Origin of the sequence: Allonocardiopsis opalescens (genome assembly GCF_003002095.1) — a bacterium.
In the GTDB taxonomy this organism is placed as follows: domain Bacteria; phylum Actinomycetota; class Actinomycetes; order Streptosporangiales; family Streptosporangiaceae; genus Allonocardiopsis; species Allonocardiopsis opalescens.
The window spans coordinates 578,358-591,772 of sequence record NZ_PVZC01000005.1; the positions used below are offsets into that span (position 1 = coordinate 578,358).

A 13,415-nucleotide genomic window follows, 5' to 3' on the forward strand; every position below is an offset into this window, starting at 1 on the left:
GCCCCCGACCGGGTCCGTTCCCGCCGCAGAGCACCGACGCTCCCCACGAGGCTCGGCCCCGCCACCCGTCCAGCGCCCCACCGGCCGGAACCGGTCGCCGCACCCCGGCTATGATACGCATGTACCACGCGTGCGCCCGGCCCGTGCCGATGAGAGGAGCGACCGCCATGACCGAGCGGAAGCCGTCCGGGGAGAGCTTCGAGTCCTTCATCGACCGGCAGATCCGCGAGGCCGAGGAGCGCGGCGACTTCGACGACCTCCCCGGCGCCGGCAAGCCCATCCCGGGCATCGACCGGCCGCACGACGAGGACTGGTGGATCAAGCAGAAGCTGCGCCGCGAGAACGTCTCCTTCCTGCCGCCCACCCTCGCCCTGCGCAAGGAGGCCGAGGACGCGCGGGCCGCGGCCGCCGCGGCGCGCACCGAGGACGAGGTGCGGCGGATCATCGGCGCGGTCAACGAGAAGATCCGCGCGGCCATCCTCGACCCGCCGGCCGGGCCCCCGCTCAACCTGATGCCCTTCGAGGTCGAACGCGTCCTCGCCGACTGGCGCGCGAAACGGGACTGATCGGCCCGAAGCCCCCGGGACGCGCCCGCGCACGGCCGCACAATGGGGATGGAGCGGGAAAGTTCGCACCGCACGCGTATTTTCGTCCGGAACGGGCGGGTTGTAGCGTCTGCCTTACGCCGCGCCACGAGTTCACTAGGCTGTCGGATGCTATCGGCGCGGCCGGCCTCGTCAGCCACGCCCTCGGGTCACTAAGCTCCATGCGGCCCGTACGAATCCTCGGAAGGGAGCCGTGCCCGTGGATCGCTGTGCGCTGTTCATCGACGCCGGCTATCTCCTGGCCGACGGCGCGATGGCGGTCCACGGAACCCGCAACCGCGACTCCGTGACGTGGGACTACGCCGGCCTGCTGCAGCTGCTCGGCGGGGTGGCCCGCGAGCGCACCGGCCTGCCGCTGCTGCGCTGCTACTGGTACGAGGCGACGGTGGACGGCCGCCGCACCACCGAGCAGGAGGCCATCGCCGACATCCCGGGCTGCAAGTTCCGCGCCGCGCGGATCCGTCCGGGCCGCCGCGAGGGCATCGAGACCTACCTGCAGCGCGACCTCGCCACCCTCGCCCGCACCGGCGTGGTGAGCGACGCCATCCTGGTCGGCGGCGACGAGGACATGGCGCCGGTCGTGGCCGAGGTGCAGGACCTCGGCATCCGGATCACCGTCGTGCACGTCGCCGTCGACGGCAACTGGAGCATCGCCCGCTCGCTGCGGCAGGAGTGCGACGACCTCATCGAGATCGGCGCCGCGCAGCTGCGCCCGTTCGTGCGGCTCGCCGCGAGCCCCGACATGACCACCACCCGGATCCGCCGCGGCGCCGACCCTCCGCCCAACGGCCGCCCGCACGGCCCCGCCGCTCCGCTGGAGTCCTCGCCCCCCGTGCCGCGCGAGGGCTACTACCTCCCGCCCGCGCTGACGGCCGAGCCCGACAACGCCACCGAGACGACCGTCAGGCACCGCCCGCCCGAGCAGCCCGCGCCCCGGCGCCAGCGCGAGCCCGCGCCGGTGGCGAGGGCCGAGGCCAGACCCGCCGACGACCGCACCACGGGCGAGTACCGCACCTTCCGGCCCGAGACCGGCGGCTTCCCGCGCAACACCGGCAACTTCCCGCGCGACACGGGCGGTTTCCCGCGCGAGCCGCACACCGCCGAGAGCGCCCCCGAGCGCGTGCCGGAGCCGGCAACCGGTGGCCAGCAGTCCTTCCGCGCCCCCGACCTGGGCACCGGTGGCCAGCAGTCCTTCCGCGCCGCCGAACTCGGTACCGGGGAGCAGCCGTCCTTCCGCGGCATGGCACCGCCGTTCCGGGCCGAACCGGCTGCGCAGCGGGCCGCCGACACCTACACCGGCCCCCAGCGCTCGTTCCGGCCGCGCGCCTCGGCGCCGCCGGAGTACCCGCCGCCGGCACACGAGCACCAGCCGCCGCGCCCCGAACCGTCGCGCAACGGCGGCGCCCACGTCGGCTATCCGGGCGACTACCCGACCGGATATCCGGAGCCGGTCGGCGGCCATGCCGCCGTGCCGCACTCCGCCCCGGTCCCGCCTCCCCAGCACCACCCCACCGGCGGCCAGCCGTCGATGGCCCGCTCCGACACCCGCTTCGACACCGGCGGCATGGCGGCCCAGCCCGCCATGCCCCAGCACGGCCCCTTCACCAACCCCACCCCGACGCCGTCGGCCGCGATGGCCGACCCCGCCGCCGGCACCTCGCTGGCCGAGGCGGTGCGCTCCGCGCACCGCGAGGGCAACGACTTCGGCGAGGCCGTGGCCAAGGACGCGCCGCTGCTGTGGCTGGAGGCGGTACTGGCCCGCAAGCCGCGGATGCCGTCCGACCTGGAGGCCCGGCTGCTCCAGGGCTCGGCCCTGCCCATCGACTTCCTGCTGCACGACGAGGTCAGGCACTCCCTGCGGCGCGGATTCTGGGAAGCGCTGGAGCGCAAGAACCTGCGCTGAGGCCGCCGCCCGCACCCGTTCGCGCTCCGCCCGGCAGGGCGTGAAACGCACAGTTTGCGATCTGGAGGCGTAATCGCGACAGAGCGGGTACGGTCTGAGTCGTGGTCCGTGTCACGCCTGATGATCTTGATGAACTGGAGTTCGCCGCCGTCCAGTCAGGCGATCACGCCCGGATTGCCCGGCGGCTCGCCGAACTGGCCGACCGCCTCGACCCGGCCAGCGAGGTGCCGCGCGCCGAGGTGTTCATCCGGGCCGGAGAGCAGTGGGAGATGGCCAGCTGCCCGGAGATCGCGATCCAGCTCTACCAGCGCGCGATCGACGACGGCGGCGCCACCCTCATCGACGCCCGCGCCCTGCTGGCCGGCGCCCTCTTCGAACTCGACCAGCTCAGCGACGCCTACCACCAGCTCGAACGGCTCCGCACGGGTGGCCCGCACACCCTGGAGACCTACATCGTCGTCGCCGAGCTCCTGCAGGCCCACGGCGACCTCGCCGCCGCCCACGAATGGGCCACCATCGGTGCCCGCGCCTACCGCGACGCCCCGCTCTCCCAGGACCAGCTGATCCAGCTCCTCCAGATCCGCTTCCGCATCCGCGTCGACCTCGGCCTCACCGAGGACGAACTGGACCACCTGCTGGACTGAGCCCTCAGGGGATGATCGTGATCTTGCCGCGGGTCAGCCCGGCCTCGCTCCGCCGGTGGACGGTGGCGAGGTCGGCGAGCCGGTAGGACTCCGCCACGTCGACGGCGACCACCCCGGCGTCGACGAGTCCGACCAGGGCGGCGAGATCGGCCGCGTCGTTTCGGGCGATGACGTGCGTGGCGGTCACCCCGGCGCCCGGAGGCGGCTCGACCGGAGTGGCCACGGAGACGACCACACCGCCCGGCCGCACGGTGGAGGCGAGGTCCGCCGCCTGCCGCGGACCGATCCCGACCAGGTTGAGCACGATGTCCACGGGAGCGCCGATCGCTTCACCGACGGGTGCGGCGGTGTAGTCGACGATCTGTTCGGCGCCCTGGCGGCGGACGGCCGCGGCGCTGCGCGGACCGGCGGTGGCGATGACGTGCGCTCCGGCGTGCTTGGCGAGTTGGACGGCGAAGCCGCCGATGCCGCCGCCCGCGCCGTTGACCAGCACCCGCTGCCCCTCGGCGATCCTGGCGTGGTCGAACACCGCCTGCCACGCGGTGAGCCCGGCGAGCGGGATGGCGGCCGCGTCGGTGAGCGGGATGGCGGTGGGCGCCCGGACCAGCCGGCTCGCCGGGGCAATGGCGTACTCCGCCGCGGCGCCGCCGTCGAGCCACCCCACGACCCGGTCGCCGGGAGCCAAGGCGCGCACCCGTTCTCCGGTGTCGATGACGGTACCCGCGACATCCCAGCCGAGCGCGTACGGCAGCTTCACCTGGACGATGCCGCGCAGCGCCCCCGACCGCAGCGCCGCCTCGGTCGGGTTGAACGAGGTCGCGGCGACCTGGATCACCGCGTCGTCCGGTCCTGGTGGGAGGGGCTCGACGTCGTCGATGCTGATCACGGAGGCGTCGCCGTGCCGGTGGATCCGCGCGGTTCTCATGCGGTGAACCTATGGCGGCGCCGTGAGACGGACCATGCGCGGAGATCGCTCATTCATACTCGTTCGTCCCAGGGACGCTACCCTCGCCGACGTGGACGTGCTCAGTGACGTGATCGCGGTGATGCGCACCGGCCGGCCGCGCTCGGCGCGCCTGTCCTGGCATGCTCCATGGGGCCGGTGGTTCGCGGCGGTACCCGGCGCGGGCTTCCACGTGGTCCTCCAGGGAGCCTGCTGGCTCACACCTCCGGAAGGCGAGCAGGTCCGGCTGGGCACCGGCGACGTGGTGTTCTTTCCGCACGGGCGCGAGCACGCGCTGGCCGACGGCCCGACGAGCGCGATCACCGCACCGGACTGCGATCCCGACGACCCGCACGCCGCCGGGCTCCGCACCGCGGCCGCCGGCGACCAGGCCGGGGACGGCGCCCCGGCCGCCATAACGCTCTGCGGCGCCTACCGGCTCGACCCGGCCCGCGCGCACCCCCTGCTCGCCGGGCTTCCCGAGGTCGTCCACCTGTCCGCCCGCGGCGGGCAGAGCCCGGAGCTCCGGTCCGCCGTCGCGCTGCTCGGCGTCGAACTGGACCGTCCCCGCCTGGGCACGGACGCCATCGTACCCGCGCTGCTCGACATGATGCTGCTCTACATCCTGCGCGCCTGGTTCGACGGTCAGGCCGTCGGCGCCTCCCGTGGATGGGCGGCGGCGCTCAGCGACCCGCCGGTCGCCGCCGCCCTGCACTCCATCCACCGCGACCCGGCGCGACTGTGGACGGTCGCCGCCCTGGCCGCCGAGGCCGGCCTGTCGCGCGCAAGCTTCGCGCGGCGCTTCGCCGCGCTGGTCGGCCGACCGCCGCTGACGTACCTGACCTGGTGGCGGATGACCACCGCGGCCCGCCTGCTGCGCGAGTCCACCGCACCGCTGCACGTCATCGCCGCCAGGGTCGGCTACACGTCCGAGTTCGCCTTCGCCAACGCGTTCAAGCGCGTATACGGCACCGCACCGGGCCGGTACCGGCGCGCCGCACAGGGTGGTGCGCGGCGCGCGTCGCCGTGACCGGGACGGATCAGCCCCCGCCGCCACCGCCGCCGCCCTGCTGCGGCTGCACGGGGACGCCCTCGCTGGGCTGGACCACCACGAAGCCGTCGCCGTCGAGCCGGAGCTGGGCGGCTTCGCCGGAGCCGCCCTTGAGCATCGACTTGACGCTCTGCGAGCGGTTGATCGAGGTCTGCAGCCCGCTGGACCAGCACACCACGGCGTCGGTGTCGACGAAGACCGGCAGCTGCGAGGAGACCGGCAGCACGATGGGGTCGCCGTCGCAGGTGATCGCCAGCCGGCCGTGCCCGTCGAAGACCGTGTTGAACAGCCCGCCGCCGAACATGCCCGCGCCCTTGACCACCTGGATGTCGTAGCGCAGCGTCGGCTCGAAGCAGAGCACGTTCTTGCCGTTGACGGTGATCCGGTCGCCGTCCTCGACGTCCAGGATGAAGCAGTGCGCACCGGTGTCGGCCAGCCACACCTCGCCCTGGCCGCGCACCGCCATCAGGCTCAGCCCCTCACCCGTGGCCGCCCGCTTCAGGAAGTTGCCGATCCCCTGGCTCTTCACCTCGAACTGGAGGTTGCCCCGGAACGCGACCATCGCCCCCTGCCGCGCCAGCACCTCCCCGTTCACCACGTACCGGACGCACCGGGAGTTCTGCAGGCTCATCCCCGCCTGCGTGGGCGGTGCGACCTGGTGTTCCTTGCTGAAGATATCGCCGCGCATGGGTCCTCATCGGTATGTGCTCACCAACGGCCCGGCACCCGCCCACCCCCGAAGAACGCACGCGCCCAGGCCCTACGGCTCCGCATCGTAACGACCCCGAGCAGAACGAAACCCACCCAGCAGCCCGAACATCTGGCCACAAACGGGCAGGGCGACGGGGCGGTGACGATGGGTCACCATCGCACCTCACGAGTCCGATGCGGCGCCAGCCGCTGCCCCTGATGCCGCTTCTTCTTCCACGCCGAAGTCGGAAACGGGGTACAGCCGACTCGCCCCGTCGCCGTCCTTCTCCACGAACCAGACCTGGTCGCGCCGGAGTACCCGGTCTCCCCGGATTCGATCCATCAGCCCCGAGTCATGGCTTGCGAAGATGAGCTGAGCGTTTCGAGGATTAGTCCGCCGTTCTTGGAACGAATCGACCACAGCCCTGGAGACATAGAGATGAAGTCCCGCACCGAAATCATCCACGACAAGCACGTTGCCCGCGTCCATCGTCGCAAGAACGGCGAGGCACAATTTCACCAGAGTTCGCGTTCCGCCTGATAGGTCTGACGCGGCCAGCATGCCCAGAGGACCGGATCGGAAGGCCAATTCGTCCATCCAGGAGTCTCCCTCACCGCTGCACGTGCTCGGTCCACGGCCACCCCGCACCTCCCCTGCCACGACCGCGCCACCGGGACGCACCACCACCTTGTCGACCCCTGTGTCCATAGCACGGAGGAGCATGGACAAACGGTCGAGACGGTTCTGATTCACCGCGCATCGGCCGTCGAACTGGTCAGGGTAGACACAAAGAGCGCCGAACCAGTCATATACCCGTTGCGCCTCCTGCTGTCCGGCATCGGCGGCCGCAGGGAGCAACAGCCTGTCCGCGGCGACGGTCTCGGCCGAAGCGCGCAGCGGCGCGGGCGGAAACGCGCACCCGCGCGCCATTCCGGTCCTCTCGAAGACGACCCGACCGGTTCGCTCCGCGGAAGCGGATTGATATAGCCATTCTTCGGTTATATGAGCGTCGTCGACGGAATAGCCGTACTCGAATCGCGATCCGCCGAGCAGCAGTTCGACCACGTATCGGGTCGGTCTGGCCCGCGAGTCCGGATCCAACGCGAAGGGCGTCCGCGCGCCGTTCTTCCCGGGTTCGTCGTTCCGGATCTCCCGGCGCATGCGACCGAGTGCGTCGAGCAGGCTCGACTTGCCCGCCGCATTCGCACCGAAGATGCCCGTGACGGGGACGGCCGACAGGCCGCCGCGCGCCCGGACATGCGGTGGGACCAGGGACAACCGCTGTTCGTCACGCAGCGACCTGTGGTTGGCGACATGGAAGCTCAGCAGCACGGACGATGCCCCCGCCTCATCGGAAGGATCCGGCGACCCGAACGGCCGGAGAAACCCACATCGCAACGCTACGCGCTCAAGTCGCTACTTGTTGCAATATTCGGCGAGATCCGGTCACGAGACCGGCGCCGCCCCCAGGATCGGGGGCGGCGCCGTCAGCGCCCCGGCCTCACCCCCCGCCGGCCACCTGCACCGGAACGGGAGTCGACGGAGTCACCGTCAGCTCATCCTTGCTGACGTCCAGGTCGACCACCGCCGTGTCGCCGTCGCGGATCTCGCCGCTGAGGAGGAGGCGGGCGAGTTTGTCGCCGATGGCGGCCTGGACGAGGCGGCGGAGGGGGCGGGCGCCGTAGATCGGGTCGTAGCCGGTCAGGGCGAGCCATTCGCGGGCCGCGGGGGTGACGTCCAGGGTGAGGCGGCGGTCGGCCAGGCGCTGGGCGAGGCGGGTGATCTGGATGTCGACGATGCGGGTGAGCTCGTCAGTGGACAGGGCGTCGAACATGATGACGTCGTCCAGGCGGTTGAGGAACTCCGGCTTGAAGGTGCTGCGGACGACGTTCATCACGGCGTCGCGCTTGGCGGCGTCGTCGAGGGCGGGGTCGACCAGGAACTGCGAGCCCATGTTGGAGGTGAGGACCAGCAGGGTGTTGCGGAAGTCGACCACGCGGCCCTGGCCGTCGGTGAGGCGGCCGTCGTCCAGCACTTGGAGCAGGGTGTCGAAGACCTCGATGTGGGCCTTCTCCACCTCGTCCAGCAGGACGACGGTGTAGGGGCGGCGGCGGACGGCCTCGGTGAGCTGGCCGCCCTCCTCGTAGCCGACGTATCCGGGCGGGGCGCCGACGAGGCGGGCCACCGAGTGCTTCTCGGCGTACTCGCTCATGTCGATGCGGACGATGGCGCGCTCGTCGTCGAAGAGGAACTCCGCCAGCGCCTTGGCCAGCTCGGTCTTGCCGACGCCGGTCGGGCCGAGGAAGAGGAAGGAGCCGGTCGGCCGGTCGGGGTCGGAGACGCCGGCGCGGGCGCGGCGGACGGCGTCGGAGACGGCGCGCACGGCGTCGGTCTGACCGATGATGCGGCGGCCCAGCTCGTCCTCCATCCGCAGCAGCTTGGCGGTCTCGCCCTCCATCAGCCGCCCGACGGGGATGCCGGTCCACGAGGACACCACGTCGGCGATGTCGTCGGCGCCGACCTCCTCCTTGACCATGGGCGAGCCCTCGGCGACGGCCTCGGCCGCCTCCTCGGAGGACTCGTCGGCCAGCTGCTTCTCCAGGGCGGGGATCTCGCCGTACAGCAGCCGCGAGGCGGTGGCGAAGTCGCCGTCGCGCTGCGCCCGCTCGGCCTGGCTGCGCAGGTCGTCCAGGCGCTCCTTGAGCTCGCCGACCTTGTTCAGTCCGGCCTTCTCCTGCTCCCAGCGGGCGACCAGGCTGTTCAGCTGCTCCTGGCGGTCGGCGAGGTCGCCGCGGAGCCGCTCCAGCCGCTGCATGCTGGCCTCGTCGTGCTCCTTGGACAGCGCCAGCTCCTCCATCCGCAGCCGGTCGACGGAGCGCTGCAGCTCGTCGATCTCCACCGGGCGGGAGTCGATCTCCATCCGCAGCCGCGACGCGGACTCGTCGACGAGGTCGATCGCCTTGTCGGGCAGGAAGCGGGCGGTGATGTAGCGGTCGGACAGCGCCGCCGCCGCGACCAGCGCGGCGTCGGAGATCTGCACCTTGTGGTGCGCCTCGTAGCGGCCCTTGAGCCCGCGCAGGATCGCCACGGTGTCCTCCACCGACGGCTCGCCCACCAGCACCTGCTGGAAGCGGCGCTCCAGCGCCGGGTCCTTCTCGATCCGCTCGCGGTACTCGTCCAGGGTGGTGGCGCCGACCATGCGCAGCTCGCCGCGGGCCAGCATCGGCTTGAGCATGTTGCCCGCGTCCATCGCGCCCTCGGCGGCTCCGGCCCCCACCACGGTGTGCAGCTCGTCGATGAAGGTGACGACCTGGCCGTCGCTCTCCTTGATCTCGTTGAGGACGGCCTTCAGCCGCTCCTCGAACTCGCCGCGGAACTTCGCGCCCGCGACCATCGCGCCGAGGTCCAGCGCGACCAGCCGCTTGCCGCGCAGCGATTCGGGCACGTCCCCGGCCACGATCCGCTGGGCCAGCCCCTCCACGACGGCGGTCTTGCCGACGCCGGGCTCGCCGATCAGCACGGGGTTGTTCTTGGTGCGCCGCGAGAGCACCTGGATGACGCGCCGGATCTCGCCGTCGCGGCCGATGACGGGGTCGAGCTTGCCGGCGCGGGCCGCCTCGGTGAGGTCGACGCCGTACTTCTCCAGCGACTTGTAGGTGTCCTCGGGGTTCTCCGAGGTGACGCGGGCATTGCCGCGCACCTGCTCGAAGGCGTCGAGCAGCGCCTCGGGGCCGGCGCCGGCGCCGCGCAGGACCGTGGCGGCCTCGCCGCCGTCGGCGGCCAGGCCGACCAGCAGGTGCTCGGTGGAGACGTACTCGTCCTCCAGCTGCTTGGCCCGCTGGCCCGCGGTGTTGATCACGACGATGAAGGAGCGCGAGGTCTGCGGCTTGCCGACATTGGACCCCGACACCTTGGGGAGCCGCCCGATCGCCTCCTCGGTCTGCCGCAGCACGGCCGAGGGGTCGGCGCCGACGGCCTGGAGCAGCGGACGGGCGATCCCGTCGGCCTGCTCGATCAGCGCCTTGAGCAGGTGCACCGGCTCGACCTGCGGGCTGCCGTCGACGGTGGCCTGCCGGATGGCGGCCGAGACCGCCTCCTGGCTCTTCTGGGTGAGCTTGACGTCCATACTCTGCTTTTCCTCCCCCGAACGGGCGGCGCACGCGCCGGGGCGCCGCCGCGCCCGCGCTCCGCGCGCACTTGTCGTGGTGTTGTCGTGCCGGCCGCCGGCGCCCGCCCGCGCCCCCGTGCGGGACGGGCGCCGGATGGTCACTCGGTGGTGTGCTGGGTCCGCCAGACCGTCACGCTGGCCCGGCGCACCGGCAGCCGGTCGCCGCCCTCGCCGGGCTCGGCGTCGGTGCCGCCCCTGGCGCGGCGGGCGACGGCGGCGCGGGCCGCGTCCAGTTCGTTGTGCAGGTGGAACAGCTGCGCCCGCAGCTCCTCGACCTGCTGCTCCAGTTCGAGGATGCGCTTGATGCCGGCGAGGTTGATGCCCTCCTCCTGCGAGAGGCGCTGCACCTCGCGCAGCAGGGTGATGTCGCGCATCGAGTAGCGGCGGCCGCGGCCCGACGCCCGGCCGGGCGAGACCAGCCCGAGCCGGTCGTACTGGCGCAGGGTCTGCGGATGCAGTCCGGACAGCTCCGCCGCCACTGAGATCACGTACACCGGTGTGTCGTCGCCGAACGGATTGCCTGCCATGACCATCACCCGCCTCCCGACTGGGCGTAGAGGCCGCCGCGCGGGTCGTCGTCCGACGCGGCGTCCCGGAACTGCTTGAGTGCCTCTTCCTGCTTCGCGTTGATCTTCTGGGGGACGGCCACCTCGACGGAGACCAGCATGTCGCCCCGGCTGCCGTCGCGGCGCCGGACGCCGCGCCCGCGCACCCGGAAGGTGCGGCCGGAGGGGGTGCCCGCCGGGATCTTGAGGGTCACCTGGCTGCCGTCCAGGGTGGGCACCTTGACCTCTGAGCCCAGCGCCGCCTCGTCGAAGGTGACGGGGACGGTGATGGTCAGGTTGTCGTCGCTGCGCCCGAAGAGCTTGTGCGGCTTGACGGTGACGCGCACGTAGAGGTCGCCGGCCCGGCCGCCGTTCTGGCCCGGGGTGCCCTTGCCGGTCAGCCGGATGCGCTGGCCGTCGCGGACCCCGGCGGGGATGCGGGCGTGGATGGTGCGCGAGGTCTTCTCGCGGCCGCTGCCGCCGCACACCGGGCAGTTCTCCTCCGGCAGGAAGCCGCGGCCCTTGCAGGTGCGGCAGGGCTCGGACAGCGAGAAGCCGCCCAGGGGACGGGCGGAGTGGCCGGTTCCCTCGCAGGTCGGGCAGACCCGCGGCGGACGGCCGAACTTGTCGCCGGTGCCCTTGCAGGCATTGCAGGCCGCCTCGCCGGGCAGGCCGATGGCGACGGTGGTGCCGTCGATGGCCTGCTCGAACTCCAGGGTCGCCTCGGTCTCGACATCGCGGCCGCGCCGGGCGCGGGTGGTGCCGCGGGTGCGGCCGCCGCCGAAGAGGTCGCCGAAGAGGTCGCCGATCCGCTCGCCGCCGGGGGCGGTGCCGCCGCTCCGGTTGAAGATGTCGCCGAAGTCGAAGCCGCCGCCGGCGCCGCCCGGCCGGTAGCCGGCGCCGAACAGCGAGCGGGCGTCGTCGTACTCCTTGCGGCGCTTCTCGTCGGACAGGACGTTGTACGCCTCGGAGATCTCCTTGAAGCGCTCCTCGGCCTGCGCGTCGTTCTTGTTGGCGTCCGGGTGATAGGTGCGGGCCAGCTTCCGGTACGCCTGCTTGATCTCGTCCTGGGCGGCCGTCTTCGCGACGCCGAGGACTTTGTAGTAGTCCTTCTCCAGGAAGTCCTTGGTGCTCATCTAGGCGTCCCCTGCTCCGCGATCACGCCGGCCGCGGCTGCGTACCGGTGCTGCTGTCATATGTCCCTCGTTCGCGGCCGGCCATGTCCCCGCGTGCCCGGGAAGTTCCCGGGCCGGCGGACACGGCCGGCCGCCATCGCTACTTCTCCGCGCCGCCGGCCGCGTCGGACCCGCCCGCCGCGCCCTCGGGGGGCCAGACCTCGCCCTCCTGGCCCTCCTGCGGCCCGGCCCCGGAGTCGTCGGGAGCCGTTTCCGGGGCGTCGGCCGCCTCGGGGGCGGCCTCGGCCGCCGGCGCGTCGCCGCCGGGCTCGGCCACCACGACCCGCGCCGGCCGGATCACCCGCTCGGCCATGGTGTAGCCGGGCTGGAAGATCTCCACGCAGGTCGGTTCGGTGACCTCGTCGGAGTACTTGTGCATCAGCGCTTCGTGCACGTTCGGGTCGAAGGGGTCGCCCACCTCGCCGAACCGGTTCAGCCCCAGTTTGGTGACGGTCGCCTCCAGCGACTCGGCCACCGACTTGAAGCCGCCGGTGAGCTCTTCGTGCTCACGGGCCCGGCCGATGTCGTCCAGCACGGGAAGCAGGTCGGCGAGCACCTTGGCGACGGCCAGCTCCTGCACCACCACCCGGTCGCGCTCGACGCGCCGCCGGTAGTTGGTGTACTCGGCCTGCAGCCGCTGCAGGTCGGCCGTTCGCTCGCCGACCTGGGTGCGCAGCTCCTCCAGCTCCGCCGAGTCTCCCCCGGCCGGGGGCTCGGCGGGCGCGCCGGCCCGGTCGTCCGGGCCGGCCTCCGCGCTCTCCCGGACATCGCCCGTGTCGGGGTCGATGCGCCGGCGGTCCCGGATCACCGGGCCCTCCTGCTCGTCTTCGTATCCCTTCTCAGCCACCGCTCCTGCTCTCCCTGTCTAGCGGTCGTCCATCGATGCGGACGGTTCTCAGGCGGCGCCGCCGCCGGAGCGCCGGCCCTCGCCGTCGGTGTCGTCATCGATGATCTCGGCTTCGACCACGTCGTCGTCGCTGTTGGCGCCGGTGCTGCCGGTGTCGGCGCCGTCGGCGGCACCCGAGGCGTCCTCCGAGGAGGCGTTCTGGCTGTAGATGGCGGTGCCGATCTTCTGGCTGGTGGTGGCCAGCTTCTCGGCGGCCGTCTTGATCGCCGCGGTGTCGGTTCCGGCCAGCGCGGTCTTGACCTCCGCCAGCGCGGCCTCGACCTCGGTCTTCACCTCGGCCGGCACCTTGTCCGCATTGTCGGCCAGCACCTTCTCGGTCTGGTACGACAGCGCCTCGGCGTTGTTGCGCACCTCGGCCTCTTCGCGGCGGCGGCGGTCCTCCTCGGCGTACTGCTCGGCCTCCGACACCATGCGGTCGATGTCGTCCTTGGCCAGGCCGGAGCCGCCGGAGATGGTGATCCGCTGCTCGCGGCCGGTGCCGAGGTCCTTGGCGGTGACGTGCACGATGCCGTTGGCGTCGATGTCGAAGGTGACCTCGATCTGCGGCGTGCCGCGGGGGGCGGGGGCGATCCCGCTCAGCTCGAAGACGCCCAGCCGCTTGTTGTGCTGGGCGATCTCGCGCTCGCCCTGGAACACCTGGATCTGCACGGACGGCTGGTTGTCGTCGGCGGTCGTGAAGATCTCCGACCGCTTGGTGGGGATGGTGGTGTTGCGTTCGATGAGTTTGGTGAAGATGCCGCCCTTGGTCTCGATCCCCAGCGACAGCGGGGTGACGTCCAGCAG

Annotated in this window: 12 protein-coding genes; 4 read left to right on the forward strand and 8 right to left on the reverse strand. The window is 72.2% G+C overall.

Annotated features, from left to right (window positions below; all coding sequences use genetic code 11):
* Window positions 1-167 precede the first annotated feature (167 nt).
* The 3 genes from CLV72_RS19560 to CLV72_RS19570 all read left to right on the forward strand — a co-directional run bounded on the left by CLV72_RS19560 (window position 168) and on the right by CLV72_RS19570 (window position 3,152).
* Window positions 168-566 carry a DnaJ family domain-containing protein gene (locus CLV72_RS19560; RefSeq protein ID WP_106248326.1) on the forward strand — a complete coding sequence of 133 codons (399 nt, stop codon included), beginning with the start codon at window positions 168-170 and terminating at the stop codon, window positions 564-566.
* A 238-nt stretch (window positions 567-804) separates the two neighbouring features.
* Complete coding sequence (locus tag CLV72_RS19565) at window positions 805-2,508, forward strand: NYN domain-containing protein (protein ID WP_106248328.1); 1,704 nt, start codon at window positions 805-807, stop codon at window positions 2,506-2,508.
* A 101-nt stretch (window positions 2,509-2,609) separates the two neighbouring features.
* Window positions 2,610-3,152: a tetratricopeptide repeat protein gene (locus CLV72_RS19570; RefSeq protein WP_106248331.1), complete on the forward strand. Its 543-nt coding sequence runs from the start codon at window positions 2,610-2,612 to the stop codon at window positions 3,150-3,152.
* A 4-nt stretch (window positions 3,153-3,156) separates the two neighbouring features.
* Here the strand turns inward: CLV72_RS19570 and CLV72_RS19575 are convergent, their stop codons facing one another.
* On the reverse strand, window positions 3,157-4,077 hold the full coding sequence (locus CLV72_RS19575) for an NADP-dependent oxidoreductase (RefSeq protein WP_106248333.1): 921 nt from the start codon (window positions 4,075-4,077) through the stop codon (window positions 3,157-3,159).
* Window positions 4,078-4,168: 91 nt separating this feature from the next.
* On the opposite strand from CLV72_RS19575, the gene CLV72_RS19580 reads away from it, so the two are divergent.
* Window positions 4,169-5,125, forward strand: coding sequence for an AraC family transcriptional regulator (locus CLV72_RS19580; RefSeq protein ID WP_106248335.1), 957 nt, complete (start codon window positions 4,169-4,171; stop codon window positions 5,123-5,125).
* Between the two features lie 10 nt (window positions 5,126-5,135).
* Here CLV72_RS19580 and CLV72_RS19585 read toward each other — a convergent pair whose 3' ends face one another.
* The 7 genes from CLV72_RS19585 to CLV72_RS19615 form a co-directional block, all read right to left on the reverse strand.
* The gene (locus CLV72_RS19585; RefSeq protein WP_106248338.1) at window positions 5,136-5,834 is read right to left on the reverse strand and encodes an AIM24 family protein; all 699 of its coding nucleotides are present in this window, start codon (window positions 5,832-5,834) and stop codon (window positions 5,136-5,138) included.
* Window positions 5,835-6,020: 186 nt separating this feature from the next.
* Complete coding sequence (locus tag CLV72_RS19590; RefSeq protein WP_170141036.1) at window positions 6,021-7,169, reverse strand: AAA family ATPase; 1,149 nt, start codon at window positions 7,167-7,169, stop codon at window positions 6,021-6,023.
* A gap of 169 nt (window positions 7,170-7,338) precedes the next feature.
* On the reverse strand, window positions 7,339-9,963 hold the full coding sequence (gene clpB / locus CLV72_RS19595; RefSeq protein WP_106248343.1) for an ATP-dependent chaperone ClpB: 2,625 nt from the start codon (window positions 9,961-9,963) through the stop codon (window positions 7,339-7,341).
* 140 nt (window positions 9,964-10,103) lie between these two features.
* The gene (locus CLV72_RS19600) at window positions 10,104-10,532 is read right to left on the reverse strand and encodes a heat shock protein transcriptional repressor HspR (protein ID WP_106248529.1); all 429 of its coding nucleotides are present in this window, start codon (window positions 10,530-10,532) and stop codon (window positions 10,104-10,106) included.
* Between the two features lie 5 nt (window positions 10,533-10,537).
* Complete coding sequence (gene dnaJ, locus CLV72_RS19605; RefSeq protein WP_106248345.1) at window positions 10,538-11,686, reverse strand: molecular chaperone DnaJ; 1,149 nt, start codon at window positions 11,684-11,686, stop codon at window positions 10,538-10,540.
* A 139-nt stretch (window positions 11,687-11,825) separates the two neighbouring features.
* Window positions 11,826-12,572, reverse strand: coding sequence for a nucleotide exchange factor GrpE (gene grpE / locus CLV72_RS19610; protein WP_106248348.1), 747 nt, complete (start codon window positions 12,570-12,572; stop codon window positions 11,826-11,828).
* Window positions 12,573-12,620: 48 nt separating this feature from the next.
* A partial coding sequence (locus CLV72_RS19615; RefSeq protein ID WP_146159497.1) for an Hsp70 family protein occupies window positions 12,621-13,415 on the reverse strand: 795 nt, incomplete at its 5' end.

Bases quoted from the DNA above. Each gene is read 5' to 3' on its own strand.
- CLV72_RS19600 (WP_106248529.1), bottom strand. From the start codon at position 10,532: ATGGCAGGCAATCCGTTCGGCGACGACACACCGGTGTACGTGATCTCA.
- dnaJ (WP_106248345.1), bottom strand. From the start codon at position 11,686: ATGAGCACCAAGGACTTCCTGGAGAAGGACTACTACAAAGTCCTCGGC.
- clpB (WP_106248343.1), bottom strand. From the start codon at position 9,963: ATGGACGTCAAGCTCACCCAGAAGAGCCAGGAGGCGGTCTCGGCCGCC.
- CLV72_RS19585 (WP_106248338.1), bottom strand. From the start codon at position 5,834: ATGCGCGGCGATATCTTCAGCAAGGAACACCAGGTCGCACCGCCCACG.
- CLV72_RS19575 (WP_106248333.1), bottom strand. From the start codon at position 4,077: ATGAGAACCGCGCGGATCCACCGGCACGGCGACGCCTCCGTGATCAGC.
- CLV72_RS19560 (WP_106248326.1), top strand. From the start codon at position 168: ATGACCGAGCGGAAGCCGTCCGGGGAGAGCTTCGAGTCCTTCATCGAC.